26 protein-coding genes are annotated in these 24195 nt (G+C 66.1%); 18 read left to right on the forward strand and 8 right to left on the reverse strand.

Annotated elements, in window-relative coordinates; genetic code table 11:
• Nucleotides 1–10 precede the first annotated feature (10 nt).
• Complete coding sequence (gene aspS / locus C3E77_RS01650) at nt 11–1336, reverse strand: aspartate--tRNA(Asn) ligase (RefSeq protein WP_416046414.1); 1326 nt, start codon at nt 1334–1336, stop codon at nt 11–13.
• Between the two features lie 152 nt (nt 1337–1488).
• Here aspS and C3E77_RS01655 point away from each other — a divergent pair, with 152 nt between their 5' ends.
• From C3E77_RS01655 to ccsB, 6 genes are all read left to right on the forward strand, one after another.
• Nucleotides 1489–2124, forward strand: coding sequence for a histidine phosphatase family protein (locus tag C3E77_RS01655; RefSeq protein WP_108390052.1), 636 nt, complete (start codon nt 1489–1491; stop codon nt 2122–2124).
• Nucleotides 2125–2132: 8 nt separating this feature from the next.
• Nucleotides 2133–2708, forward strand: coding sequence for a TlpA family protein disulfide reductase (locus C3E77_RS01660; protein ID WP_232529086.1), 576 nt, complete (start codon nt 2133–2135; stop codon nt 2706–2708).
• 4 nt (nt 2709–2712) lie between these two features.
• A complete protein-coding gene (locus C3E77_RS01665) occupies nt 2713–3459 on the forward strand; it encodes a cytochrome c biogenesis CcdA family protein (RefSeq protein ID WP_108390054.1) in 747 nt (248 codons plus the stop codon).
• On the forward strand, nt 3443–5161 hold the full coding sequence (gene resB / locus C3E77_RS01670) for a cytochrome c biogenesis protein ResB (protein WP_108390055.1): 1719 nt from the start codon (nt 3443–3445) through the stop codon (nt 5159–5161). Before C3E77_RS01665 ends, resB begins: the two co-directional genes overlap by 17 nt.
• Nucleotides 5158–5550, forward strand: a complete 393-nt coding sequence (locus tag C3E77_RS01675; RefSeq protein WP_108390056.1) for a DUF3054 domain-containing protein — start codon at nt 5158–5160, stop codon at nt 5548–5550. The genes resB and C3E77_RS01675 overlap by 4 nt, the downstream gene beginning before the upstream one ends.
• 65 nt (nt 5551–5615) lie before the next feature.
• Nucleotides 5616–6617 carry a c-type cytochrome biogenesis protein CcsB gene (gene ccsB / locus C3E77_RS01680; protein WP_108392918.1) on the forward strand — a complete coding sequence of 334 codons (1002 nt, stop codon included), beginning with the start codon at nt 5616–5618 and terminating at the stop codon, nt 6615–6617.
• Between the two features lie 434 nt (nt 6618–7051).
• Here the strand turns inward: ccsB and C3E77_RS01685 are convergent, their stop codons facing one another.
• A complete protein-coding gene (locus C3E77_RS01685; protein WP_108390057.1) occupies nt 7052–8056 on the reverse strand; it encodes an o-succinylbenzoate synthase in 1005 nt (334 codons plus the stop codon).
• A 44-nt stretch (nt 8057–8100) separates the two neighbouring features.
• Here C3E77_RS01685 and C3E77_RS01690 point away from each other — a divergent pair, with 44 nt between their 5' ends.
• Nucleotides 8101–9006, forward strand: a complete 906-nt coding sequence (locus tag C3E77_RS01690) for a 1,4-dihydroxy-2-naphthoyl-CoA synthase (protein WP_108390058.1) — start codon at nt 8101–8103, stop codon at nt 9004–9006.
• A 108-nt stretch (nt 9007–9114) separates the two neighbouring features.
• Entirely contained in the window at nt 9115–9690 is a 576-nt protein-coding gene (locus C3E77_RS01695) for a DoxX family protein (RefSeq protein WP_162924877.1), read from the forward strand.
• Between the two features lie 142 nt (nt 9691–9832).
• On the opposite strand, the gene C3E77_RS01700 is transcribed toward C3E77_RS01695, so the two are convergent.
• Both C3E77_RS01700 and C3E77_RS01705 read right to left on the reverse strand, forming a co-directional pair.
• Nucleotides 9833–10720 carry a TIGR03620 family F420-dependent LLM class oxidoreductase gene (locus tag C3E77_RS01700; protein WP_108390059.1) on the reverse strand — a complete coding sequence of 296 codons (888 nt, stop codon included), beginning with the start codon at nt 10718–10720 and terminating at the stop codon, nt 9833–9835.
• A gap of 53 nt (nt 10721–10773) precedes the next feature.
• Nucleotides 10774–11529, reverse strand: a complete 756-nt coding sequence (locus C3E77_RS01705; protein ID WP_108390060.1) for an SDR family NAD(P)-dependent oxidoreductase — start codon at nt 11527–11529, stop codon at nt 10774–10776.
• A gap of 116 nt (nt 11530–11645) precedes the next feature.
• Between C3E77_RS01705 and C3E77_RS01710 the strand changes: the two genes are divergently transcribed.
• The 4 genes from C3E77_RS01710 (at nt 11646) to C3E77_RS01725 (ending at nt 15911) form a co-directional block, all read left to right on the forward strand.
• Nucleotides 11646–12236 (forward strand): TetR/AcrR family transcriptional regulator, encoded by a 591-nt coding sequence (locus tag C3E77_RS01710; RefSeq protein ID WP_108390061.1) that lies wholly within the window; start codon nt 11646–11648, stop codon nt 12234–12236.
• A 96-nt stretch (nt 12237–12332) separates the two neighbouring features.
• Complete coding sequence (locus tag C3E77_RS01715) at nt 12333–13568, forward strand: hypothetical protein (RefSeq protein WP_108390062.1); 1236 nt, start codon at nt 12333–12335, stop codon at nt 13566–13568.
• A 62-nt stretch (nt 13569–13630) separates the two neighbouring features.
• Complete coding sequence (locus C3E77_RS01720) at nt 13631–14797, forward strand: AMP-binding protein (protein ID WP_108390063.1); 1167 nt, start codon at nt 13631–13633, stop codon at nt 14795–14797.
• A 130-nt stretch (nt 14798–14927) separates the two neighbouring features.
• The gene (locus C3E77_RS01725) at nt 14928–15911 is read left to right on the forward strand and encodes a 1,4-dihydroxy-2-naphthoate polyprenyltransferase (RefSeq protein WP_108390064.1); all 984 of its coding nucleotides are present in this window, start codon (nt 14928–14930) and stop codon (nt 15909–15911) included.
• Between the two features lies 1 nt (nt 15912).
• On the opposite strand, the gene C3E77_RS01730 is transcribed toward C3E77_RS01725, so the two are convergent.
• Nucleotides 15913–16260, reverse strand: a complete 348-nt coding sequence (locus C3E77_RS01730) for a DUF4229 domain-containing protein (RefSeq protein ID WP_234031256.1) — start codon at nt 16258–16260, stop codon at nt 15913–15915.
• Between the two features lie 103 nt (nt 16261–16363).
• On the opposite strand from C3E77_RS01730, the gene C3E77_RS01735 reads away from it, so the two are divergent.
• From C3E77_RS01735 to C3E77_RS01745, 3 genes are all read left to right on the forward strand, one after another.
• Nucleotides 16364–16774, forward strand: a complete 411-nt coding sequence (locus C3E77_RS01735) for a PLD nuclease N-terminal domain-containing protein (protein ID WP_108390065.1) — start codon at nt 16364–16366, stop codon at nt 16772–16774.
• Nucleotides 16767–18476, forward strand: a complete 1710-nt coding sequence (menD, locus tag C3E77_RS01740) for a 2-succinyl-5-enolpyruvyl-6-hydroxy-3-cyclohexene-1-carboxylic-acid synthase (RefSeq protein ID WP_108390066.1) — start codon at nt 16767–16769, stop codon at nt 18474–18476. Before C3E77_RS01735 ends, menD begins: the two co-directional genes overlap by 8 nt.
• Before the next feature lie 74 nt (nt 18477–18550).
• Complete coding sequence (locus tag C3E77_RS01745; RefSeq protein ID WP_108390067.1) at nt 18551–19645, forward strand: PPK2 family polyphosphate kinase; 1095 nt, start codon at nt 18551–18553, stop codon at nt 19643–19645.
• On the opposite strand, the gene C3E77_RS01750 is transcribed toward C3E77_RS01745, so the two are convergent.
• Nucleotides 19642–20922, reverse strand: coding sequence for an isochorismate synthase (locus C3E77_RS01750; protein WP_234031257.1), 1281 nt, complete (start codon nt 20920–20922; stop codon nt 19642–19644). The two genes, C3E77_RS01745 and C3E77_RS01750, sit on opposite strands and share 4 nt — an antisense overlap.
• A 129-nt stretch (nt 20923–21051) precedes the next feature.
• On the opposite strand from C3E77_RS01750, the gene C3E77_RS01755 reads away from it, so the two are divergent.
• Nucleotides 21052–21759 (forward strand): demethylmenaquinone methyltransferase, encoded by a 708-nt coding sequence (locus tag C3E77_RS01755; protein WP_108390068.1) that lies wholly within the window; start codon nt 21052–21054, stop codon nt 21757–21759.
• Nucleotides 21684–21965: a DUF1294 domain-containing protein gene (locus C3E77_RS15845; RefSeq protein ID WP_522731626.1), complete on the forward strand. Its 282-nt coding sequence runs from the start codon at nt 21684–21686 to the stop codon at nt 21963–21965. Before C3E77_RS01755 ends, C3E77_RS15845 begins: the two co-directional genes overlap by 76 nt.
• A 9-nt stretch (nt 21966–21974) precedes the next feature.
• Here the strand turns inward: C3E77_RS15845 and C3E77_RS01765 are convergent, their stop codons facing one another.
• Together C3E77_RS01765 and C3E77_RS01770 are read right to left on the reverse strand one after the other, a co-directional pair.
• A complete protein-coding gene (locus C3E77_RS01765) occupies nt 21975–22547 on the reverse strand; it encodes a YdeI/OmpD-associated family protein (RefSeq protein ID WP_108390070.1) in 573 nt (190 codons plus the stop codon).
• Complete coding sequence (locus C3E77_RS01770) at nt 22547–22978, reverse strand: VOC family protein (protein ID WP_108390071.1); 432 nt, start codon at nt 22976–22978, stop codon at nt 22547–22549. Before C3E77_RS01770 ends, C3E77_RS01765 begins: the two co-directional genes overlap by 1 nt.
• A 139-nt stretch (nt 22979–23117) precedes the next feature.
• On the opposite strand from C3E77_RS01770, the gene C3E77_RS01775 reads away from it, so the two are divergent.
• Nucleotides 23118–24185 carry a polyprenyl synthetase family protein gene (locus tag C3E77_RS01775; protein ID WP_232529084.1) on the forward strand — a complete coding sequence of 356 codons (1068 nt, stop codon included), beginning with the start codon at nt 23118–23120 and terminating at the stop codon, nt 24183–24185.
• The last annotated feature ends 10 nt before the right edge of the window (nt 24186–24195 follow it).

The raw sequence follows: 24195 nt of genomic DNA on the forward strand, positions 1-24195 counted from the left end.
ATGTCAAGACCTACGGCAGGAGGCGGGTCGGGCCGCGGAACAGGTAGGTGACCTCGCGGATCGACGTCTCGTGCAGCATGAGCATCAGTACACGGGCGAGGCCCATGCCGAATCCACCGTGCGGCGGAACACCGTAGCGGAAGAAGTCGAGGTAGAACTCAAGCTCTTCGGGGTCGAGACCCTTTTCCTTGGCCTGCTCAATGAGGACGTCAACGCGGTGCTCGCGCTGCGCACCGGTCGAGATCTCGACGCCGTTGAAGATGAGGTCGTAGCTCTTCGTGATCGACCCATCGCCCTCGTGGCGCATGTGGTAGAACGGCCGGATGCTCGACGCATAGTCGGTCAGGAACACGAACTCGTGGCCGAACTTCTCCGCGACGTAGGCCGCGATCTGGCGCTCACCCTCGGGGTCCATGTCGTCATCGGCGCGGGGCACTTCGTACCCACGGTCGGCGACGATCTGCTTGGCCTCGGCCAGCGGGATGCGGGGGAACGGCGTGGAGGGAACAACGACCTCAAGGTCGAACAGCGCCTTGATCTCCTCGCCGTGCTTTTCCTTTACAGCGCTGAAACCGGCAACGATGAGGTCCTCGTGCAGCTTCATGACGTCTTCGTGCGAGTCGATCCAGCTCACCTCGGAGTCGATCGACGTGAACTCGGTCGCGTGACGCGAGGTGAACGACGGGTCAGCGCGGAACGCGGGTCCGACCTCGAAGACCTTGCCGAAACCGGCGGGCTGAGCCATCTGCTTGAAGAACTGCGGGCTCTGCGCGAGGTAGGCCTTCGTGTCGAAGTAGTCGACCTCGAAGAGCTCGGCGCGTGATTCGCTGGCGGATGCCATGAGCTTCGGTGTGTGGATCTCGATAAAGTCGTTCTCGATCCAGTAGGTACGGAGCGCGTGCTCAAACGTCGTTTGGATACGGAAGATGAGGTTCTGCTTCGGGTTCCTCAGGTCGAGGAAGCGCCAGTCCATCCGCTTGTCGAGGCTCGAGTCGGCAGCAATGGGGGTCTCGGGCAGGGCCTCGGAAACAACGGTCAGCGTCTCGAGCTTGATCTCGAGCCCGCCGAGCTTGACGCGCTCGTCGTGCTTGAGCGTTCCGGTCACGGTGATGAACGAGCCGTGGGCGAGGGCCGAGATCGATTCGGTGATGGCCAGCTTCGACGCCGATGCCTCATCCTCGGGGTTCAGCTCGCGCACCGCGGGGTTCACCAGCTGTGCGGCACCGGACTCATCGCGCAAGACGATGAACTGCACCTTCTTCTGGTCACGGACGGTCTCGACCCATCCGGAGACGGAGACGGGACCTTCGGGAAGGTCGGCCAGGTTCTTGATCAATACGCGTGTGGTCACGAGGGTCAATCTTACCCGCGCGCCGCTGCGGTTCTCCTGACGGCTCTGACCCGCACTCTGCCCCGTTTCCGCTCGCGCTGGCGCGGGCGAGTCACTCTCGGTGTTTTCCGAGTTCTACCGAACGTAGACTGGGACGTGTGGTAGCCAGCCAGATCCACCTCGTCCGTCACGGCGAGGTGCACAATCCGACACGAGTCCTCTATGGTCGACTCCCTGGTTTCCGACTCTCCGAACGCGGAGAACTCATGGCTGCGGCCGCAGCAGACGACCTCGCCGCGCGCGATCGAACGATTACCCGGCTGGTGGCATCCCCTCTTCAGCGCGCACAGGAATCTGCGGCTCCCATCGCCTCACGGTTCGGTCTTGAGATCGTCACCGACGACCGCATCATCGAGCCGACCAACCACTTCGAGGGCAGGATCATGCGGGTCGCCCTTCGCAACCCGGCGAATTGGCCAGCGCTGCGCAATCCGCGCAAGCCCAGCTGGGGCGAGCCATACGTGTCGATCGTCGCCCGCATGCTCGACGCCGTCCGCGACGCATGGGAATCCACCGAGACCGGCGACGCCGTCCTCGTGAGTCACCAGTTGCCGATCTGGATGGTGCACTCCTCGCTCACCGGAACACCGCTGCCCCACGATCCACGCCAGCGTCGGTGTGCACTCTCGAGTATCACCACCTTCGAACACCGCGACGGAGCCTTCGTCGAGGTCGGCTACTCAGACCCGGCGGCACCGCTCAGTGCTGGCGCGACGGACGTGGGGGCGGTATGAAGCACCGGATGCCGCTGGTCGCCACGCTCCTCGCCTCGACGCTGCTTCTTGTCGGCTGTTCAAGCGACCCGCTCGCTGAGCAGTACGCGGAGGGAAGCAACAAGGGCTACATCGCCGGCGATGGCAGCGTCACCGAGATCGCCGAGGCCGACCGCGGAGAGTCGATCACGTTCTCCGGCGTCGCCGATACCGGTGAGCAGATCGCGTCGGCCGACTTCGCCGGTGACGTCCTGGTAGTCAACTTCTGGTACGCCGCGTGCGCACCGTGTCGTGCCGAAGCGCCACTGCTTCAGGAACTCAGCGCGGAGTACGACGGTAAGGACGCGCAGTTCATCGGCGTCAACGTGTACGACCAGCCAGACACCGCGCTGTCGTTCAACGACAAGTACGGCATCACCTACCCGTCGATCATGGACGTGCAGGATGGGGCGGTGAAACTCGCCTTCACCGGCAGCGTGCCACCCAAGGCCGTTCCCACCACCCTTGTCCTCGATAAAGAGGGCCGGGTCGCCGCACGAATTCTCGGCCAGGTGAAGGAAGCGTCGATCCTCGACACCCTCATCCGCGACGCGATCGCCGAGTAACCACGTGAACCCCGGCGAGATCATTTTCAATGGCCAGCTCCTGGCCGCCATCCCGATAGCTCTGCTCGCGGGGCTCGTCTCGTTTGCGTCTCCTTGTGTCCTCCCGCTCGTTCCCGGGTACCTCGGTTACGTCGGCGGAATGTCGAACGGCGCGCGCAGTAAGGCCACCCCGGCACGGTCACGAGTGCTACTCGGTGCCACGCTTTTCGTCCTCGGTTTCTCGCTTGTCTTCGTGCTCATCGGCGCGTTCGCCGGAACTGTTGGCGCGTTCGTCGTCCGCTGGGAAGACATCATCACGCGGGTGCTTGGCGTCGTCGTCATCGTCATGGGGCTCGTCTTCATCGGCCAGTTCTCGTTCCTGCAGCGAACGGTGAAGTCGAACTTCCGCCCGGCAACGGGACTCGCCGGAGCGCCGCTTCTCGGCATCGTCTTCGCGGTTGGCTGGACCCCGTGCCTCGGTCCAACACTTATCGCCATCAACGCGCTGAGCTTCGAGTCCGGATCGACCGGACGGGGAGCGATCCTCGCGCTGTTCTACTGCGTCGGTCTCGGCATCCCGTTCATTCTCGTCGCGGCCGGCCTCAACTGGGTGACCGGATCCGTTGCATTCTTGAAGCGGCATATTCGCGCAATAAATATCGGAGGCGGCATCCTGCTCGTAATCATCGGAGTGCTCATGGTCACTGGCGCATGGGGCATCTTCATGTCGAAGCTCGGGGTGGTGATCAGCGGATTTGTCCCGGCCATCTGATTACGTTGACGCCGGAGCGCCGCTGAGCGAACGCGAGCGCCCGGATTCCGACGCCGCTGACGTCCAGCAGCCCAAGCTCGGATTCGTTGGCACCCTTCGCTTCATCTGGCGCCAGCTCACGAGCATGAAGACGGCGCTGCTTCTGCTCCTCCTGCTCGCTGTCGCGGCGGTCCCCGGTTCGCTCGTGCCCCAGCGCAGCTCCGACCCGAACGGCGTCATCCAGTACTTCGCCGACAACCCGGACCTCGCGCCGGCTCTCGACAACATCCAGATGTTCGACGTCTACGGGTCCGTCTGGTTCTCGAGCATCTACCTTCTCCTCTTCGTGTCGCTCATCGGTTGCGTGATCCCACGCACCAAGCACCACCTCCAGGCCATGCGCGCCCGTCCGCCGCGCACCCCCGCGCGCCTCGAGCGCCTGCCCGCACACACCGAGCAGACCCTTTCGGGTGGCGATGCCGGAGCCGCAATCGACGCGGCAAAGGGCCTGCTGAAAAAGTCCGGCTATCGTGTCGAGCTCTACCAGGGCAGGGACGGCGCCGTCTCGGTCTCCGCGGAGCGCGGCTACCTGCGTGAGACGGGCAACCTCGTCTTCCACTCCGCGCTCGTCGGCATGCTCGTCACCGTCGCGATCGGCGGCGGACTCGGTTACGCCGGACAGCGGGTTGTCGTTGAGGGGCAGACCTTCGTCAACACCCTGCTCGACTACAACTCCTTCAATCCGGGCCGGTTCTACAACCCGGACGACCTCGCGCCGTACTCGCTCTCGCTCGATCGGTTCGATGTGGCCTACGAGCAGGAGAACCTCGACGCTTACGGCCAGCCCATCGATTTCACGGCATTCGTCACGACCCGCTCGCCCGGCGGCGATCCGGTCGAACGCACGGTGAAGGTCAACGAACCGCTCCGCTACGAGGGCACAGACGTCTACCTCCTGGGCAACGGCTACGCGCCGACCATCACCGTCCGTGACCCGGATGGCACAGTCGTGTTCACCGATTCGGTGCCATTCCTCCCGCAGGATGCAAACCTGACCTCCCTCGGTGTCGTGAAGGTCCCTGACGGGCTTGAAGAGCAGATCGGGATGATCGGTTTCTTCTACCCAACGGCACAGCTGCTCGAGACCGGCGCGTACACGTCGACGTATCCCGACCTGGTGTTCCCGGTTCTGACGCTCAACGTGTACACGGGTGACCTCGGCATCGATGACGGAGCACCGAAGTCGGTGTATGAACTCGAGACCGACGACATGACTCAGCTCACCGGTGGCAAGACCGGCGTCGACTCCATCGAGCTGATGCCGGGCGAGAGCCAGGAGCTCCCGGGCGGCCAGGGCACGATCACCTTCGAGAACGCCAACCCCGATGCGGTTCCCGTCGATCCGGATGCCGCTGCGAGCGACGACCACGCAGCCGTCACCGCCGCGCACTACGAAAACGCGGTCCCGCGGTTCGCGTCATTCGATGTGCACCGCGACCCGACCCAGGGGTGGGTGCTTCTGTTCGCCATCCTCATCCTCGGCGGCCTGCTCACCTCGCTCTTCGTGCCGCGGCGCCGGGTCTGGGTCAAGGCAACGGACAAGCCAGACGGTACTGTGCACATCCAGTACGCCGGCCTTGCGCGCGGGGAGGATCCCGGCCTCGTCGAAGCTGTCGATGCGATCGCCTACCGTCACGGCACAGCGCTCGGGCTCGAACGATGAGCGTGCGCTCCCGCGACGTGGCAATTGCTGTCGGACTGGACGTCGTCGCGACGCTGGTTTTCGTGCTCATCGGGCGCGGCACGCACAATGCTGATCCCACGCTCGTGGGCCTTGCGGCGGCGTGGTGGCCGTTCCTCGCCGCGCTCGCGCTCGGCTGGGTCGTCACCCTCGCGTGGCGCCGTCCGTTCGGACCTGTCTGGCCCGGGCTTGGGCTCTGGCTGATCACCGTCGCGGGCGGGATGCTGTTCCGCACGCTGTCAGGACAGGGAACGGCTCTCGCTTTCGTCATCGTTGCCACCCTGTCGCTCGGCATCCTGCTTACCGGATGGCGCGGCATTGCCGTGTTGATCCGCCGTCGATCATCACTTACTCACGCTCCCTCAGCGTGAAACCCGAGAGGTACTGTTAAACCGTGGATCTCAACGAACTGTCCGTCCTCGCCCTCTGGTCCGCCATGGCGATCTACGCGCTGGCGTTCATCGCCTTCGCGGCCGACCTCGCCAAGCGCTCAGCCGACGTCACGGCGGCCGCAGAGCTGACCGAGGGCGACAGCGCGAGCGCGCCCGTGGCTGCAACAGTCGGCTCAGCAGGGAACGCCATGGCCGCAGCATCGGCGGATAAGTCGGCGTACTCGGGGCGTCGCCCCGTCGGGCCGCTCACGCGCACTGACCCGGACGCGCCGCAGGTCCAGGCGAAGAAGTCGGCTGTGCTCCGGGTTGCCGTCGCACTGACTGTGCTCGGGCTCCTGCTTCACCTGACCGCAGCGGTCACCCGCGGCGTTGCCGCCGAGCGTGTTCCGTGGGCCAACATGTACGAGTTCGCCATGACCGGCACACTCCTCATCATTGCGACCTACCTCGTCGTGCTCACCCGGGTCGACCTGCGCTTCCTCGGCACCTTCATCGTCGGCCTCGTGCTCGTCATGCTCGGTCTCGCCGCCGTGAACTTCTACGTCGAAGTGGTTCCGCTTCCGCCGGCACTGCAGTCCGCGTGGCTCGTGATCCACGTTTTCGTCGCGTCGACCGGAACGGCACTGTTCGCGCTCGGGTTTGCGTTGTCCGTTCTGCAACTCGTGCAGCACCGCCGGGAAACGAGCGGATCAGACCTGAAGTCGCTCAAGCTCAAGTTCGTCGCGACGCTCCCGTCGGCGGCGCGCCTCGAGAACCTCGCCTACCGGTCCAACATCGTCGCGTTCATTCTCTGGACGTTCACCCTCATCGCCGGTGCGATCTGGGCAGAGCGCGCCTGGGGCCGCTACTGGGGCTGGGACACCAAAGAGGTCTGGACCTTCATCATCTGGGTGATCTACGCCGGATACATCCACGCCCGCGCGACGCGCGGCTGGCGTGGATCCCGTTCGGCGTGGCTGTCGATCATCGGCTTCGTCGCGGTGATCTTCAACTTCTCGATCGTGAACCTGTTCTTCAAGGGTCTGCACGCGTACTCGGGCCTCTAGCCCGGTCTGGACGTCGACTCCGGCCTGTACCCCGGTCTGCACGGCGACCGCTGCACATCCATCGTTGCGCTGCAGAAGCTTCTGCAGCGCGGGGCAAGGACCTGCAGCGCTCGATGGCGTAGAGCCCAGTCCGCCTGCAGCGCTCGACGGCGCAGAGCGCCCAAACCTGCCTGCAGCGCTCGATGGGCAACGCGCCCGCCCGACTCGGGCCTGTAGCCCGGCGTCTGCACGTCCGCTCAGCCCTGTACCGCGGTCTGGACGTCGACCGCTGCACTTCCAGCGTTGCGCCGCAGAAGCTTCTGCAGCGCGGGGCAAAGACCTGCAGCGCTCGGTAGCGCAGCGCCCGAACCGGCCTGCAGCGCTCGACGGCGTAGTGCCCAGCCCGCACTGCAGCGCTCGATCAGTAAGACCACTCAGGGCAGCTGCAGCGAGGTTCAGCCCAGCGCCGGTGCGGTGTCGCCCTCTGTCAGCAGCTCGTAGCAGCGCGACACCCGCTCCAGCCACCAGTCGCGACGCGCAGCCGATGCCGCATAACCGTCGATCAGCCGAGGCGTCGGGGTGACCCTGCGCACATCGATCGATCCGCCGGATGCCTGCATCGGGGCATCCGTCACATCGGCCGACAGCAGCGACGCCGTACCGAGCCCGCAGTCGTAGTCGAGCTCGGGAATCACCGACGCGAGCCACGCCCCCATCGACAGGCCAACCGAAGTGTCGAGTGCACTCGACACGACGACGGGAAGCCCGGCCTGGGCAATGATGTCGAGCGAGCGACGGATGCCGCCGAGCGGCTGCGCCTTCAGCACGAGAATGTCAGCGGCGCCAGCCCGGGCAACGTTGAGTGGGTCGGCGGCCTTGCGCACGCTCTCGTCAGCGGCGATCGGCACGCCCATGTACTTCGTCCTGCGGCGGATTTCGACGAGCTCCGCAACCGTGGTGCAGGGCTGCTCGACATACTCGAGGTCGTACTCGGCAAGGGCGTGGATGGCGTGCTCGGCCTCGTCGATGTTCCAGCCGCCGTTCGCATCGATGCGGATCCGTGCTTCCGGGCCGAGGATGTCGCGGACGGCACGGACGCGCGCGACGTCTTCGGCGAGTCCCTGGCCGCGTTCGGCGACCTTGACCTTTGCCGTGCGGCATCCGTCGAACCGCTTGAGGATTCCGGCGACGCGATCGACGTGCACCGATGGAACCGTGGCGTTCACCGGGATGCTGGAGCGCAGGGGAGTGGGCAGGTCGCCGAACGCGAACTCAATGGCGGCCCGAAGCCAGGTGGCGCTCTCGGCGTCGTCGTATTCGACGAACGGGGAGAACTCACTCCATCCGTTCGGCCCCTCGAACAGCAATGCTTCGCGTTCCTCGATGCCGCGGAACCTGGTGGCGAGGGGCCGCGCGACGACCCGCGCTGTGTCGAGGAGATCGTGGAGCTGTGGACGCATGCTTCCAGTCTGGCATCCGTTGCTGCCGTCGTTAGGCTGGAGCCATGACCGTGTCAGAAATATTCGATGAGACCCAGTGGGCGGATGTGACGGGGTTCGATTCCCTCACCGACGTGACCTACCACCACGACACGACGGGCCGCATCGCACGCGTCGCGTTCAACCGGCCCGAGGTGCGCAACGCGTTCCGGCCGCACACGGTCGACGAGCTGTACCGGGTGCTCGAGGATGCGCGCACCAACTCCCGAATCGGTGTCGTGCTGCTCACCGGCAACGGTCCGAGCCCGAAGGACGGCGGCTGGGCGTTCTGCTCGGGTGGCGACCAGCGCATCCGTGGCCGTGACGGCTACAAGTACTCAGACACCGAGTCGGCCGGGGGAGTGGACCCCGCCCGTGGCGGTCGCCTCCACATCCTCGAAGTGCAGCGACTCATCAGGTTCATGCCGAAGGTCGTCATCGCCGTCGTTCCCGGTTGGGCTGCCGGCGGTGGCCACTCCCTTCACGTCGTCTGCGATCTCACGATCGCCAGTCGCGAGCACGGCAAGTTCAAGCAGACGGATGCCGATGTCGGCTCCTTCGACGCCGGTTACGGGAGCGCATACTTCGCCCGTCAGATCGGCCAGAAGTTCGCCCGTGAGATCTTCTTCCTCGCCGAGGAGTATTCGGCAGAGCGCGCGTACCAGATGGGCGCGGTCAACGCCGTCGTTCCACACGAGGAACTCGAATCAACCGCTCTCGACTGGGCGCGCACGATCCTCGGGAAGTCGCCGACAGCCATCCGGATGCTCAAGTTCGCGTTCAACGCGGTCGATGATGGCATGGTCGGTCAGCAGGTGTTCGCCGGCGAGGCAACGAGGCTTGCGTACGGAACTGACGAAGCCGTTGAGGGTCGTGACTCCTTCCTCGAGAAGAGGGAGCCGGACTGGGGCCCGTACCCCTGGCAATACTGAGGCCCGTCGGCCGGGGTCTTTAGTCTCCTGACGGGGTGGTCCCCGAAGTGCATACTGTGCGGAAGGGCCGCTCGGTCCGCGTCCACACGACGAGCATAGGAGGACGACATGACCGCTACACCCGCCCAGTCACACAGTGACGACGTCAGAGAAGTTCCGGTTAACGGCCGTGGTGAGATCCTCACTCAAACCGCTCGGCGCTGGCTCGCCGTTCTCAGGCTGGCCCTCGGTTTCCTCTTCCTCTGGGCGTTCCTCGACAAGACCTTCGGGCTCGGCTTCTCGACCCCGTCTGAGCGCGCCTGGGTCAACGGCGGGGCGCCAAGCCAGGGCTTCCTCAAGAGTGACGCTGTCCGCGGGCCGCTGAAGGACTTCTTCGGCAGTATCGCCAGCCCGCTGAGCGACTGGCTGTTCATGCTCGCGATGCTCGGACTTGGCGTCGCCCTGATGCTCGGCATCGGGTTGCGCGTGAGCGCCGTTGTCTGCACCTTCGTGATGATTCTCATGTATCTGGCCGAGTGGCCGTTCACGCCGAACTCCGGGTCCACCAACCCGCTCGTGGACTACCACATCATCTACGCACTGGCCAGCATCGTGATCGCCGCAACCTATGCCGGCGACACCTGGGGCGCCGGCCGCCCGTGGCGGCGCCTGGGCATCGTGCGCAAGAACCCCTGGCTGATCTAGGGCTACCGCCGGCAACGCGAAGGGCGAACGGATGCCAATCCGTTCGCCCTTCGTGTGCGCGGGCACCAAGCACGGTGACCGAGACCGCCGACCGCCTCGGTTGTGGCGCCATCCCGGCGCCTGGGGGTCGTACTCGGAACTGCTAGGCGGAGAGGAGTGAGGCAAGCTCCGCCCACTCGGCGCGCGGCAGCCTCCGTTGTCCCGTAAGCACGTGCAGCGCGAGGTGGTCGGCCCCGGCGGCGATGTGCTCGTCGATGCGCCTGCGCACATCGTCCAGTGACCCCCAGGCGACAACACGGTCGATGAGCCGGTCGCTGCCGCCGGGCACGAGATCGTCGTCGGTGAAGCCAAGGCGCCGAAGGTTCGCCTGATAGCTGGGGAACCCGATGAACATGCCGATCCCGGCTCGGGCGATCTGGCGAGCCTTCGCAGGATCGGTTTCGAGCACGACCGCCAAGTGGGGCGCGATCAGACTGCTCTCGCCGAGGATGGAGCGGTTGGCGATGTTCGACTCGGGGGTGACAAGGAACGGATGGACCCCCGCGCCTCGCCGGCCCGCGAGCTCGACCATCCGGGGACCGAGCGCTCCAAGGATGCGGTCGTTCGCCGCCAGTGGCGGCGTGGCCTGGTCGAGGCGGTCCAGGTACTGATTCATTGCGCCGATTGGCGTGCCGAACGGCTTGCCAACGGCGGCGGCGTTCTGTGGACTGCTGACGCCGAATCCCGCGAGCAGTCGGTCGCCGTGTTGCCCGGTGATGCGTGCGAACTCCGTGGGTGCGGCGTCGGCGTCCGGCCCCCAGATGCTCGCGACGCCCAGCGCGACGCTGAGCCGGCTGGTCGCCGCGAGCAGATCGCTGGCGCTCTGCCAGATGCCCGGTCCACCGGCGCCTGCAAGCCAGAGAGCTCCCCAGCCTGCGTCGTCGAGTTCTGCGGCGGCGTCGCCGGCCGCAGAGGGGTCGGCTCCGCGCAGTTCGAGGCTCCACACCCCGAGCCGTCCAATGTCGGCGCGCGCCGACTTCTTAGTTGTCATCTCTCGTGTCCTTTCGTGTCGTGTGCGTGCGATTCAGTCGTTCGAGTTGGGGCTCAGGCGGTCCAGCCACCGTCGATGGTTACCGTGGAGCCGGTCATGTAGGCCGCCTGGTCGCTGGCGATCCACGCCACGAGCGGTCCGACCTCCTCGACGGTGCCGAAGCGACCCGCGGCGGTCAGGCCGGCGAGGAGCTCACCCGCGGGACCGCCCGCGGGGTTGCCTTCGGTGTCGATCGGGCCGGGCTGGACGATGTTCGCGGTGATTTTGCGTGAGGCGAGGTCACGGGCGAGGCCCTTGGTGAGGGCCACGAGGGCGGCCTTGGTCATGCCGTAGATCGCCGCGCCGGGGAACGGCAGACTCTCGGCGGTGACGCTGCCGATCGTGATGATGCGGCCGCCGTCGGACAGATGATTGATCGCCTCCTGCGTCGCGTAGACGGTGCCCCGGATGTTGATGTTGATCGTGTGCTCGATGTGCTCGTCCGTCGCGTCCTGGAACGGCTCGAACCAGCCAGCGCCCGCGCTGTTCACCAGGATGTCGAGCGAGCCCAGTTTCGCGGCCGCCTCACGCACCCCCTCGCGGGCACCATCTGCGGTCGAGTTGTCCGCCCGGATCGCGACCGCCTCGCCGCCAGCATCCTGGATCGCTGTGACGACCTGCGCAGCCCGCTCCGGCGACGACCAGTAGGTGATGGCGACCTTTGCGCCCTGCGCGGCGAGCTCGGTCGCCAGTCCCGCACCGAGGCCGCGGGACGCCCCGGTGACCAGGGCAGTCTTGCCTGCGAGGGGACGAGTAGTGGTGGTGGTCATGCTGACTCCTTCTAATTGTGTTCGGTACAGTACAGAATCACGATGCGCCCCGTGGTATTCCTCGAAGCGGTAAAATTGTTCAATCGGGTACAGAACAAAGAGCCGGGAGGCGCAGCATGGCGGAGCGAGGCCGACCACGTGAGTTCGAGCTCGACGCGGCGCTTGACGCGGCGATCGAGGTGTTCTGGCGGCAGGGGTATGAGGGCACAACGCTCGATGACCTGACGAGGGCCATCGGGATCAACCGGCCGAGCCTCTATGCGGCGTTCGGGAACAAGGAAGAGACCTTCAGACGCGCAGTTGCGCGCTACGCCAAGGTCGACATGGCCTACATCGACGCGGCGCTCGACAAGCCAACGGCCCGTGCCGTCGCCGAGCACTATGTGCACAGCAATGTGCTCGCGATCACCGATCCGTCCAAGCCACCCGGTTGCCTCTCTATCCAGGGTGGGCTCGCCGGTTCTTCGACCGATCAACGCGTCGTCGACTTCCTCAACTCCACCAGGGCCGCCGGCGAAGCGCGCTTCGCCGAACGCTTCGCGCGCGCAATCCGTGAGGGTGACCTGTCGGACGCCGAAGACCCGGCAGAGCTGGCGAAGTTTCTCAACACCGTTACCAGCGGGCTCGCTGTCCAGGCTGCTGGAGGAGCCGAGCGCCCGGCCCTGGCGAGAGTCGCCGAACGAGCACTCCGAGCTTTTCCGGGATGAGTAGCTCCACGGCGACCCTGCTGTGACGCCGCAACTGGGGGCATCCGGGGCGGCGAAACCTGACCGCAGCGACCAGACGGATGCCAGTATGGCGAGGTGTCGAGAGATAACCAGGCCGGAGCGCTTGCGCCGAGTGACGAACTGTCCTTTACCGTGCTCGGGAGGGGTGGAAACTTCACTGCTCGCCTGAAGGCGGCACTCGTTGATCGCAGGGTGCCCGCCGTTGTTCTGGAGGATGCTCAGCGGGGGGACTTCCTGGCTGTGGCCGTTCGCGCGTTCACCGACGAGGACGGGCACCCGTTGCGATGGGAGACCTCCGAGCCGGGCAGGCACGGCTGGGAACGCGTGGAAGCGGTAACGCTGTTTGATGAACTCAGTGTGGAGCTTGGCTGCGTCATCGCTTCGCCGGCCGGTCTCCACAGCCCGACTGGTTCAGAACCGACATCCGCCGAGGCTGCTGCCCTCGAAGCATCCTTTTCGCTCGACGCGTTTACCTGGTTCTCTCCGGTGGGGAGTGAGATCGAGGTACTGGGTGTCGTCGCGAAACGAGCGGGGCAGGCGTTGGTCGGTCGTGCCGCCGGTGCAGGTGCGGTCGTCGAGCCGACCGGCTCACCTGACGCCGTTTACGAAAGCATGGCGTGGGCGGCGGACGGCGCCCTGTTCCTCGCGCGATCGGGCAAGCGGCGAGGCGCGGGGTTCGCCAGCAAGGACCATCCGCTCGTCATTCACTGGTGGGATGAGGAATGGGTCAGTGTGGATCCGTCGAACCCGTGGGATATGGATGCCGACGGCCGCCATGTGCGCGACTGGCTCGATCTCCTGCTCCCCGAAGCGGAGACCGAGCCCTGGACAGACTCCTTCCGATCCGACGGCGGAAACCTCGAAGAACTCCGGATCCTGCTTCGCTCGCCGCGAAGCGATGACGCGACGTTCGACAGGCTCATCCGCGCTGTCGGCCTGCCACCGTTGCTCGCCGATGTGGCGAGCGGGCGCGTTGCGCTCGCGGGCAGCGACGGTGCGACGATCTTCGAGCCGAACACGCTGTGGGGAGTCGTGAAGGACGCAGTGAAGGCTGAGGCGAAACGCCCGGTCGAGTACCCCACGTGGGCACGCCCGTGCGCGGTATGGGAGCAGCATCGTAACCGGCGGTCACCGCTCTACCTCGCACTCAGCGGCGTCGCTCTGGGGGCCTTCGTGCTCAGCGTTGTCGTTTTTGGTGACGATAACGGGCTGCTGTGGCTCAAGTGGGTGGCGCTCGCCGTGATCGTGTTTGATGTTCTCCGGCCACGCAAAAAAGCCCTGGAAGACACGTCCGGAGTCGAAGCCCCCTGAGCCGGAGCGGGGTCAATAGCCCCGCCTGCCACAGAGGGGCCCTCGCGCATACACTTGAAACCATGACGAGGCCACTCACCCGGGTGTCTGCCACCGACCCACTCGAGCTGATGGTCGAACTCCGGCGTGCGCTTGACAGGTCGGGCCCGGCCATCACTCCGGTTCCCGGCGCGGACGACGGTACAGGCCCGCCAGAGCCAACGGGCGAAGAGGTGCCACAACCGGTCGGAGTCGTCGTCGAGACATCGGGCTCAACCGGAGTACCGAAGCGGGTTGCACTTGGTTGTGACGCCCTGCTCGCGAGTGCCGCAGCGTCGGCGACCGTTCTCGACGGCCAGGGCCAGTGGCTCCTCGCTCTGCCCGCCCACTACATCGCCGGCATCCAGGTTCTCGTCCGCTCGATCGCCGCCGGAACCACCCCAATCGTCGTGCCTCAGGGGAGATTCGACCCGGCCGCGTTCGCCGACGCATCGAAGCGTCTCACCGCTGAACGACGGTTCACTTCCCTCGTCCCGCTCCAGCTCTCGCGCCTGCTGGAATCACGGGCGGGGCTCCTCGCTCTCCGGCGATTCGACGGCATCCTCGTTGGCGGCCAGGCAATGCCGGTCTCCCTCCGCGCGCGCGTTGAACAACTGGGTCTTCCCATCTATCGCACGTACGGGTCGAGCGAAACCTCGGGCGGCTGCGTCTACAACGGAGTTCCGCTTCCCGGCGTGCACGTCCGGGTGGTCGATGGTGAGGTCGAGCTGGCAGGCCCAATGCTCGCGGAAGGATATCTCGGCGACGACGAGCTCACTGAACGAACGTTCGTTGTCGACGAGGGTTTGCGCTGGTATCGCACCGGAGACCTCGGCGAATTCGAGGACGGCGTCCTCCGGGTGACGGGGCGTGCCGACAACGTCATCATCTCCGGGGGCGTGAACGTTTCCCTCGACCGGGTCGAACGCGTGGTTCGGGGCATTCCCGACCTCGCGGAATCCGTCGTCGTCCCCGTGGCGGATGACCGGTGGGGAGAGGTTCCCGTCGTCGTCACCGTCGGACAGCATCCCGAACTGTCGGACATTGCGGATGCTGTCGCTGTCGCCCTGGGCAAACCGGCCAGGCCGGCGCACGTCGTCCGTCTCGACGCCATGCCGACCCTGCCGTCCGGCAAGCCCGACCGGCTTGCGATCGTTGCGATCGTGGCGGTTACCCTCGGCTCGGAGGACGCGCAGACCGCCGAACCGTAGTGCACCTTGCCGGTCGCGCCTGGGCACCCGGCCTGGACCGGCCGGACAGCGAGACTCGTGTGCCGTGGCGCGCACGAAAACCCGTCACGTCGTGGCTGTAAACTCCTTGCGGACAGAGGGAGGTTGCCAGGTGGCAGCTAAGCAGCAGAGACTCACGCCGCCCACGGCGCCAGCAGCATCGAAGCGGAAGGGCAAGAGCGGGAATCCGGCGGCGCGTGTGTACGCCGATGTTCGCCCAGCGCGGTTCAGCGACTGGGTCGCCGGTGCACGCATCCCGACCCTGTCGATGTCGGTCTCCCCGGTGCTCGTGGGCACCGGTGCGGCCGTGGCAGCCGGTGACCCCGGCGAGTTCCACTGGGTGCGAGCACTGCTCTGCCTCGTCGTCGCCGTGAGCCTGCAGATCGCTGTCAACTACGCGAACGACTATTCAGACGGCATCCGGGGTACCGACCGCGATCGCGTCGGTCCGTTCCGCCTCGTCGGCAGCGGCAAAGCGACGCCAAAGGCGGTGCTCACAGCTGCACTGATCTTCTTCGGCATCGCGGCGGTCGCCGGCCTGGTTCTCACCGTTGTCACCCAGCTGTGGTGGCTCATCGCCGTCGGCGCTGTCGCGATCGTCGCCGCCTGGTTCTACACCGGCGGCAAGCGCCCGTACGGGTACCTCGCGCTCGGCGAACTCTTTGTTTTCATCTTCTTCGGGCTCGTCGCCACACTCGGCACCACGTACGTCCAGATCATGAACCTCACGCAGGAAGCATGGCTGGGAGCGGTCGGGGTTGGCCTCATCTCCGTTGCGACGCTCATCGTGAACAACATCCGTGACATCGAGCAGGATCGCATCGCCGGCAAGCGGACCCTGACGACGTTCCTCGGGACGATCCCCAGCCGCATCCTGTACATCGTGTGCCTGCTGGTGCCGTTCGGCATCGCCGCCTGGATCGCGCTGCTTTACCCGATCGCCTGGTTCGCCTTGTTCGCGCTCCTCGCCGCGCTTCCCGCGGCCATCATCGTGGCAACGGCGCGTACGGCCAGGGAGTACATCCTCGCGCTCAAGCTGACCGGACTCACCCAGCTGCTCTACGGCATCGCGCTGTTCTGGGCGCTCTGGAAGTAGCTCAGCGCTCGGTTGGTGAGCGGAACTCGCCCGTGTTCTGCTCATCCACCGTGTTCTTGGAGTGCGCTGTGTGCGCGGTGTCGACCGTGTCCTCGGCGTGCGCGGTGTCTTCCGCGTCTTCGTCGGCGGTGACCGGCGTGCGGTTACCGTGGCGGCGGTCGTACAGTTCAGCTGCGACCTGCTCGCGAGGCTGCCTGAGGAAGATGTACGACAGGCTCAGTCCGATGATCGCCGCGAGCACCGTCGCGACCCACGGCTCGAAGCCCAGGAAGAGAAGCAGGGCAAGCGGAACCGCGAAAGCGAGCAGGCGGAGCACCGTGTAGGTCACAACGGGGGGAATGCGTTTCACGGGATCAAGTGTATGCGCGCCAGTCTGGGAGGACGCTCGCCGGTGTGGCCTGCGTGATCCCCCTCCCCGGGGTAATTCACAGAATGAAGACTACGATGAGGGTATGCGTTGGCTCGTGATTCTCCTCGTTGTGGTGGTAGTCGCAACGATCTTCGCCGTGATCGATTGCGCCATGATGGCGAAGGAGAGAGTGCGGGGCTTGTCGAAGCCGGTGTGGCTCATCGTCATCGTGTTGCTGCCGGTTCTGGGCCTGATCCTGTGGTTCACCATCGGTCGCGCCAGGGTGACCCAGGTTGTCCGCCCCCGACTCGCTCCAGACGACGACCCCGCCTTCATCGGCACCCTCGGTCGCGATAAGGAGCAGGACGAACGCATCCGCCGACTCGAAGAAGAGCTCGCCGCCCTCGACTCAGACGCCGCAGAGCCCGACGAACCCGGTAAGGCCAAGCCGACGCCGGATAAGCACCCTGACGCCAAGCAGGAGCCTGACGACACGGGCAGGGCGGATGCCTGACGGCAGTCCGGCAACCGACTACTCGCTCGCACTTCTCGAGGAATGCATTCGGCAGGGTGTCACCGACATCGTCGTTTGCCCCGGTTCACGCTCGCAGGCACTCGCCCTCGCAGCAGCGGCACTTGAGCGGTCGGGAGAGATCCGCCTCCACGTCCGAATCGATGAGCGGGTGGCCGGCTTCTTCGCGCTCGGCCTGTCGATCGAAACCGGTAACCCTGCCATCGTCATCGTCACGAGTGGCACCGCTGTAGCCAACCTGCACCCGGCCGTCCTCGAGGCACACTCCTCCGACGTGCCCCTCATCCTCATCACCGCGGATCGACCGCTCGAACTCCGCGGCATCCGGTCGAACCAGACCACACACCAGGTCGGCATCTTCGGTGAGGCCGCCCGTTTCGCCCGTGACATAGCCGCCCCGACCGGTGCCAGCGGCGAGCCCGAGGCGGCGCGCGCGATCGCTCGACTCGCGGTCGACGCGGCGCTCGGCAGCGGGCGTGCAAGCGCTGGCCCTGTGCACCTCAACCTCCCACTGCGCGAGCCGTTGTCACGGCCCATCCCGGATCGCGTCGCCGGTCCGCCGGTCGAACGTCGTGCGGATGTCGCGATTCACGACCCAGCGGCCGCCTCGCGCATCACCAGGCCGGGCATTCTGCTCGACCGCTCGAAGCGAACCGTCGTGATCGCCGGCCACGGTGCCGGCCCGCAGGCCGAAGCGCTCGCACACGCCGGCGGCTGGCCCCTCATCGCCGAGGTCTCGAGTGGAGCCCGCTTCGGCCGTAACGTGATTGTCGCGTATCGCGAACTCCTCGCCGATGCGGAGCTCGGCGGCCGGGTCGAGCGGGCCGTCGTGTTCGGTCATCCGACACTGAGCAGGCAGGTGCCCGCATTGCTGTCCACCGACGGCGTCGAAGTCATCGTCGTCGCGCCAACGGGCAACGAGGTCTACAACCCCGGCCGGCGCGCTGCGCACGTCGTCGGTGCCGCGAGCGTCGTTGACGGTGGCGTCGATCGCGCCTGGCTCGGCGCCTGGATCTCGGCATCCCGCGCCATCGTCGATGCGGCATCCACCGACGTTGCTCCTGACCTCGAGGCCGCTCACTCTCACGACCCCGCCACCAGACTCGCGTACGTGAAGACCGAGTTCGGTGCGATCCGGGCGCCGATCGACCGGCGCTCCCTCGCCCTCGCGGTGTGGGGCGCGACCTGGCCGCACGACAGACTCGTGCTCGGGGCGTCCCGGATCATCCGCGACGTCGATGGCGCGGTCCCCGGCAAGAAGATCTCCGTGCACTCGAACCGCGGGCTCGCCGGCATCGACGGAACCGTGTCGACCTCCCTGGGCATCGCCAGCGCCAGCCAGCACGCTGGATCCGGCGTCACCCGGGTGCTCCTCGGCGACCTGACGTTTCTGCACGACGCCGGAGCCCTGCTGACGGCTGCCGGCGAACGGATGCCACGGATCCAGGTGATCGTCGGCAACGACGGAGGCGGCACCATCTTCGACGGACTCGAGGTCGCGCAGGCCGCTGACCGAGACGCGGTCGACCGCGTGCTGTACACACCCCAGTCGGTGAACCTCGAAGCCCTCGCAACGGCCTATGGCTGGAAGTACGTGAAGGCTGCTACCCGCTCGGCGCTCGACCAGGCACTGACCGCGCCGACGGCATCCGGCACGCTGATCGAGGTGCCGCTCGAGCGCTGACGGCCGGGCGCAACATGAACCGAGCATTGGGCCAGCACTTGAGCCGGACGGCCGTGAGGGACCACACTGTCGGGATGGCCAAGAAGAAGAAGTCAGCGGAGACGAAGTCAGCGGAGAAGAAGTCCGAGAAGAAATCGGCGAAGAAGTCCGCGGAGAAATTGGCGGAGAAGCTCGCCGCGAAGAAGTCAGCGGCGAAGGTGGCCGCGAAGGCAGCGGAGAAGTCGGCGGAGAAGTCGGCGGCGAAGCCCGGCAAGAACAGCCAGGCATCCGCGTGGCGGTCAAGCCCTGCCTCACTTTTACGGGTCAGCGACGGCTTCGTCCTCGCTGACGTCGCCCCGGAGTCGACCCCGGGCTTCTCGGGCGGAAAGCGGGAAGGGCGCCAGGAGCTGGCCACCGATGCCGTGGAGCTCAGCGCCATTCAAGAGCGGCTGTTCGCTTCCTCGAAGGGCGGGGCCCCGGATGCCGTTCTCCTGGTTCTGCAGGCCATGGACACGGCGGGTAAAGGCGGGATCGTTCGCCACGTCGTTGGTTCCGTCGACCCCCAGGGCGTGACACTCACCGCTTTCAAGGCGCCGACGCGGGCAGAGCGCAGGCACGATTTCCTCTGGCGAATCGAGAGGCGGGTTCCTGAGCCCGGCTTCATCGGAGTGTTCGACAGGTCGCACTACGAAGACGTCCTCATCGGTTCGGTTCGAAAGCTCGCGAGTGACGAAGAGATCGAACGCCGTTTCGACGCCATCCTCGACTTCGAATCACGCCTCGCCGACCGAAACGTACGCGTCGTGAAGGTGATGCTCCAGATCAGCCCGGACGAGCAGAAGCGCCGCCTGGCTGAGCGGCTGGACCGCCCTGACAAGCACTGGAAGTTCAACCCGGCAGACATCGACGAGAGAGAAATCTGGCCCGACTACCAGGCGGCGTACCAGCGTGTCTTCGACCGGACGTCGACCGAGGGAGCCCCGTGGTTCGTCGTGCCGGCCAACCACAAGTGGTACGCACGCGCCGCGGTGCAGCGCCTGTTGCTCGACGCGCTCACCGATATCGACCCGCAGTGGCCGGTAGCCGACTTCGACGTGGCCGAGCAGAAGGCACGGCTCGCAGCGTCCACGCTGGGCCAGGCATCCGCTCTGCCCACACAGCACTCGACGTCGAAAGTGACGCCGCTCTAGCCGAAGGCGTCCAGAATGGGCCGGAACTTCATTGAGGTTTCGGCGAGTTCCTTCGCCGGATCGGAGTCTGCAACGATGCCGCAACCGGCGTAGGCCGTCACGTCGCCATTCGGCTCGACCTGCGCCGACCGCAGCGCGATCGCCCACTCGCCGTCTCCGTTTGCGCCGACCCAGCCGACAGGTCCGGCAAACCGGCCACGGTCGAACGGTTCGAGTTCGTCGATGAGTGCGGTTGCCTTCGCGGTCGGTGCTCCAGCGACGGCGGCCGTTGGGTGCATGGCGTCGATCAGGTCGAGGGAGGTGGCGGCGTCGGTCAAGGTGCCTTCGACGTCGGTGGCAAGGTGCCACAGGTTCGGCAGCTTGAGGGCGAACGGCGCCTCACTCGTGATCACCCGAGCGGTGTGCGCCCGAAGCGACTCGAGCACGCTCTGGACCGCGAATCGGTGTTCGTCCTGGTCCTTTGTGCTCGACATGAGGTCCGTCGCGGCTCGGGTGTCGCTCGCGGCGTCGATTCCGCGGGAGGCGGTGCCGGCGAGCACCCGCGCGGTGACCGAACCGCGCGACACGGTGACGAGGGTTTCAGGACTCGATCCGATGAGGCCATCGACCGAGTATGTCCAGCAGTTGGGGTAGCCGAGCGCGAGGTCGGCGAGCACACGGCGGAGGTCGGCGCCCGCCGGGAGGTGGCCGTGGAGATCCCGCGCCAGCACCACTTTGTCGACGTCGCCGGCCACGATGTGATCGACGGCCTCGGCGACGTGGGCCTTGAACCCGTCGGCGCTCTCCGCTCCCGGAGTGAGGCTGAGCCGGTATTCAGGGCCGAACGGGGTTGAGCGTGGGGCGGATGCCGTCGGCGCGGCGTCAGAGAGAGCGTCGGTGTCTGAGACCGTGATCTCCGTCATCCAGCTCTGGCCGTCGCGGCGACCGATGATCGTCCGGGGCACGATGAGCACGCTGGACTTCTCCGACGAGTCGGCGAACGCGAAGGTACCGAACGCGACCAGGCCGCTGCCCGGCATCCGTACCTCGTCGACGACATCAGCAGCGGCAGCAACCTCGCGCCAAAGCAGTGCGGCGTCGCTCATCCGGGTCGGCCCTGAGAACTCGAGCCGGAGCGCCTCGCCCATGCCCACGATGCCGTTGCCCTGTCGTACCCACAGCAACGGGTGGTGAGGGTCGCCGAGCGGGAGGAGTGTGCGGACGCCGTCGACCTTGTGGGTCCTGACGGTGAGGTGCCGCACACGCGGATGCGGAGCGATTGTGCCGGGTTGAGTCACGTCTCAAGCCTACGCCTCGACGGTGCACTCCCAGCCGGTTGTCGCCGTCTGCTCAGCGGGCTTTGAGGCGGCCGCGACCCGGTGCCCGCCTGTCGGGATCTTCCATCCATGCGGACGTATGCTTGGAGGATGAACAAGGCAGATCTCTCCAAGCAGCCATCGCAGGTATCCGCCATGTTCGACCAGGTTTCCACGCACTATGACCGCACGAACGCGGTGATGAGTGTCGGCAACGACATGCTCTGGCGAGTGGCCACAACGCGTGCCGTTGACCCGCACCCCGGCGACCGTATTCTCGACCTCGCTGCAGGCACCGGCACGTCGAGTGCGTCGCTCGCGAAGTCGGGCGCAACAGTGGTTGCCGCTGATTTCTCGCCCGGCATGATCGAGGTCGGCCGTAAGAAGTACGGTCGCGTGCGCAACATGCAGTTCGTCGAAGCGGATGCCACTGACCTCCCGTTCGGCGACAACGAGTTCGACGCAACGACGATCTCGTTCGGCCTCCGCAACGTCGTCGAGCCCAAGAAGGCGATCGCCGAGATGTTCCGGGTGACGAAGCCGGGCGGACGCATTGTGATCTGCGAGTTTTCGACCCCGCCGAACCCGGTGATGAAGGGCCTGTACGACTTCTACCTCGAGCGCGTGACGCCGGTGATGGTGAAGCTCTCGAGCTCGAACCCCGACGCGTACGACTACCTCAACGACTCGATCAAGGCCTGGCCGAAGCAGGCCGAACTCGCCTCCTGGCTGCGTGGCGCCGGGTGGACCGAGGTTCAGTACCGCAACCTCACCGGCGGAATCGTGGCTCTTCACCGCGGGACGAAGCCGGTCGCGTAGGCGCCCCTGAAGTTCCCCTGCTCGGACTCGGGCTCGGCGGCTGGCCCGGGGCGATTGTTGCCCAGCAGGTGCTCCGTCACAAGATCAGAAAACGGCACTTCATGGTCGTCTTCGCCGGCACCGTGGTGGCCAACGTCGGCGTTCTCGTGCTGCTGGCCTCGCCGCTCGACGCTACAGCGCTGTGCTCGATCACCGGGTGCCAGTGACGATCGGCGTCACAGGATCTTTTCTCCCCGAGCCAGTTTCTCGACGAACGCGTCAATCCGCCGCGCACGGGTCTCGGGCCGTTTTGCCTCCTGGATCCTGTAATAGACCATGAACCGGTTCTGGCTGTTGAGGCCGGCGAAGGACTCAGCCGCGGCCGGGTTCTTGTCGAGGGCGGCAAGGAAGTCGGAGTGCGGCTCCGCCGTTTTCGGCCCTTCGTATGCCCGATCCCATCTCCCGTCGGCGCGAGCGCGCTCCACCTCGGCAATGCCTCGGGGCGTCATCCGGCCCTCGGCGATCATGGCCTCCGCGAAGCGGACGTTGCGCATCGACCACGGGCTCCGGGATCGCCGTGGGGTGAAGCGCTGGACATAGGTTTCGTCGTCGACCCGGCGGGCCTGCCCATCGATCCAGCCATAGGCGAGTGCGATATCGAGCGCCTCGGCGTACGTGATGGTGGTTTGCCCCGATCCCTTCTTCGCCATCACGAGCCACACACCCGGTGAGGTGTCCTGCTCGGCTTCGATCCAGGCGCGAAACTCATCGGGGCTGTCGAAACGCCGCGTTTCCTGCTCCGCGGCCATTACTCGCCCAGCATCCCGCCGGTGCGGAACTCGAGGATCTGGAGATAGTGAGGGTTGTACATGACGCCCAGGATGTTGCCGAATGGATCGACGACGGATGCCGTCACGAAACCCGCTTCACGCGTCGTGATCGGTTCGTGCTCGGTCGCACCACGCGCGAACAGTCGCTTCAGCGCCTGCTCAACATCATCGACGTGCCAGAAGACAACGGCACCACCCGGATCGGTTATCGCCGGGTGCGGGGAGTACCGGCGATCGATGATCCCGAGCTCGTGCTCATAGTCACCGATCCGGTATTCGATGTATGCGGCGGGTCCGCTCTCGGGCCGCACGAAGTATGGCTCGATCCCCAGTAACTCGGTGTACCACTCCCTGGCCGCATCGATGTCGTCGGCGAAGAAGCTGACAGTGGCGAGGCCTCTCAAAAACATGATTGCTCCGTTTCCGGCGCTCATACGGGTGACGCCTGAACGGTCTAATAGTGACGCGCGGAACGGCATCCGTCCACCCCCGCCGAGAGGCCAGCCAACAGAAATAACGGCATCAGCTTGCACAGGTAGGCTAGTCCTCGTGAATCCGAGTGCTATCCGGCGTGCGACGAGCCTTTCCAGCCATCTGGGCCAGACCGAACGCATCTTTGCGTCCGCGAAAAGCAAGCGGTTGCTCGCGTCGGTCGACGATGGGCTCCAGCGCATCGAGACCGCCCTCGAGCGTGAACTGAGATTCACCGACTCCGTCGCCGATTCAACGTCGCGATACCTGCTCGAGGCCGGCGGCAAGCGGGTTCGCCCCATGCTGCTTCTGCTCACCGCCCAGCTCGGAAACGGCAACACAGACGAGGTGATCCAGGCGGCCGAGGCCATCGAGATCACCCACCTCGCGTCGCTGTACCACGACGACGTCATGGACGACGCTGACCGGAGGCGTGGCGTACCGAGTGCCCACGCCGTGTTCGGCAACTCGGTTGCCATCCTGACCGGTGACCTTCTCTTCGCGCGGGCAAGCCAGCTGATGGCGAAGCTGGGCGAGCGTGCGACTCAGCTTCAGGCCGATACGTTCGAGCGACTTGTCCTCGGACAGCTGCACGAGACGGTCGGACCGCAGGACGACGAAGACCCGGAAGAGCACTACATCCAGGTTCTCGCCGATAAAACAGGTTCTCTCATCGCCCTCGCCGCCCAGGCCGGACTGATCTTCTCGGGAGCCCCCCGCGAATTCGAGCCCGCTGTCGTCGAGTACGGCGAGAAGATCGGCGTCGCCTTCCAGCTCATCGATGACGTCATCGACCTCTCGCCGCAGCCGGAGGAAACCGGCAAGGTCCCGGGCACCGACCTGCGCGCCGGCGTCGCAACCCTTCCGCTCATCAGGCTTCGCGCGCTCGCCGCCACCGATGAGTCGGCGGCTGCGCTTGTGTCCCGCATCGAAACGGATGCCGCTGGCGCCGACGGTGACGCGGCATCCGCCGATTTCGACGCGGCGATCGCGGAACTCCGCGTTCATGACGTCACTACACGCACCCTCGCCGAAGCGCACGAGTGGGCGCGCGAAGCCGTTGAGGCGCTCGCCCCGCTGCCGGACGGCCCGGTGAAACAGGCTCTCACCCGCTTTGCGGACACCATCGTCGACCGCAGCAAGTAAGGAACGTACC

Origin of the sequence: Mycetocola zhujimingii, from assembly GCF_003065425.1 — a bacterium.
Lineage (GTDB): Bacteria > Actinomycetota > Actinomycetes > Actinomycetales > Microbacteriaceae > Mycetocola_A > Mycetocola_A zhujimingii.

Bases quoted from the DNA above. Each gene is read 5' to 3' on its own strand.
- C3E77_RS01710 (WP_108390061.1), top strand. From the start codon at position 11,646: ATGGCGGAGCGAGGCCGACCACGTGAGTTCGAGCTCGACGCGGCGCTT.
- C3E77_RS01690 (WP_108390058.1), top strand. From the start codon at position 8,101: ATGACCGTGTCAGAAATATTCGATGAGACCCAGTGGGCGGATGTGACG.
- C3E77_RS01700 (WP_108390059.1), bottom strand. From the start codon at position 10,720: ATGACAACTAAGAAGTCGGCGCGCGCCGACATTGGACGGCTCGGGGTG.
- C3E77_RS01745 (WP_108390067.1), top strand. From the start codon at position 18,551: ATGGCCAAGAAGAAGAAGTCAGCGGAGACGAAGTCAGCGGAGAAGAAG.
- C3E77_RS01755 (WP_108390068.1), top strand. From the start codon at position 21,052: ATGAACAAGGCAGATCTCTCCAAGCAGCCATCGCAGGTATCCGCCATG.
- C3E77_RS01705 (WP_108390060.1), bottom strand. From the start codon at position 11,529: ATGACCACCACCACTACTCGTCCCCTCGCAGGCAAGACTGCCCTGGTC.
- C3E77_RS01765 (WP_108390070.1), bottom strand. From the start codon at position 22,547: ATGGCCGCGGAGCAGGAAACGCGGCGTTTCGACAGCCCCGATGAGTTT.
- C3E77_RS01695 (WP_162924877.1), top strand. From the start codon at position 9,115: ATGACCGCTACACCCGCCCAGTCACACAGTGACGACGTCAGAGAAGTT.
- C3E77_RS01720 (WP_108390063.1), top strand. From the start codon at position 13,631: ATGACGAGGCCACTCACCCGGGTGTCTGCCACCGACCCACTCGAGCTG.
- C3E77_RS01660 (WP_232529086.1), top strand. From the start codon at position 2,133: ATGCCGCTGGTCGCCACGCTCCTCGCCTCGACGCTGCTTCTTGTCGGC.
- menD (WP_108390066.1), top strand. From the start codon at position 16,767: ATGCCTGACGGCAGTCCGGCAACCGACTACTCGCTCGCACTTCTCGAG.
- C3E77_RS01685 (WP_108390057.1), bottom strand. From the start codon at position 8,056: ATGCGTCCACAGCTCCACGATCTCCTCGACACAGCGCGGGTCGTCGCG.
- C3E77_RS01770 (WP_108390071.1), bottom strand. From the start codon at position 22,978: ATGTTTTTGAGAGGCCTCGCCACTGTCAGCTTCTTCGCCGACGACATC.
- ccsB (WP_108392918.1), top strand. From the start codon at position 5,616: ATGGCGATCTACGCGCTGGCGTTCATCGCCTTCGCGGCCGACCTCGCC.
- C3E77_RS01675 (WP_108390056.1), top strand. From the start codon at position 5,158: ATGAGCGTGCGCTCCCGCGACGTGGCAATTGCTGTCGGACTGGACGTC.
- C3E77_RS01735 (WP_108390065.1), top strand. From the start codon at position 16,364: ATGCGTTGGCTCGTGATTCTCCTCGTTGTGGTGGTAGTCGCAACGATC.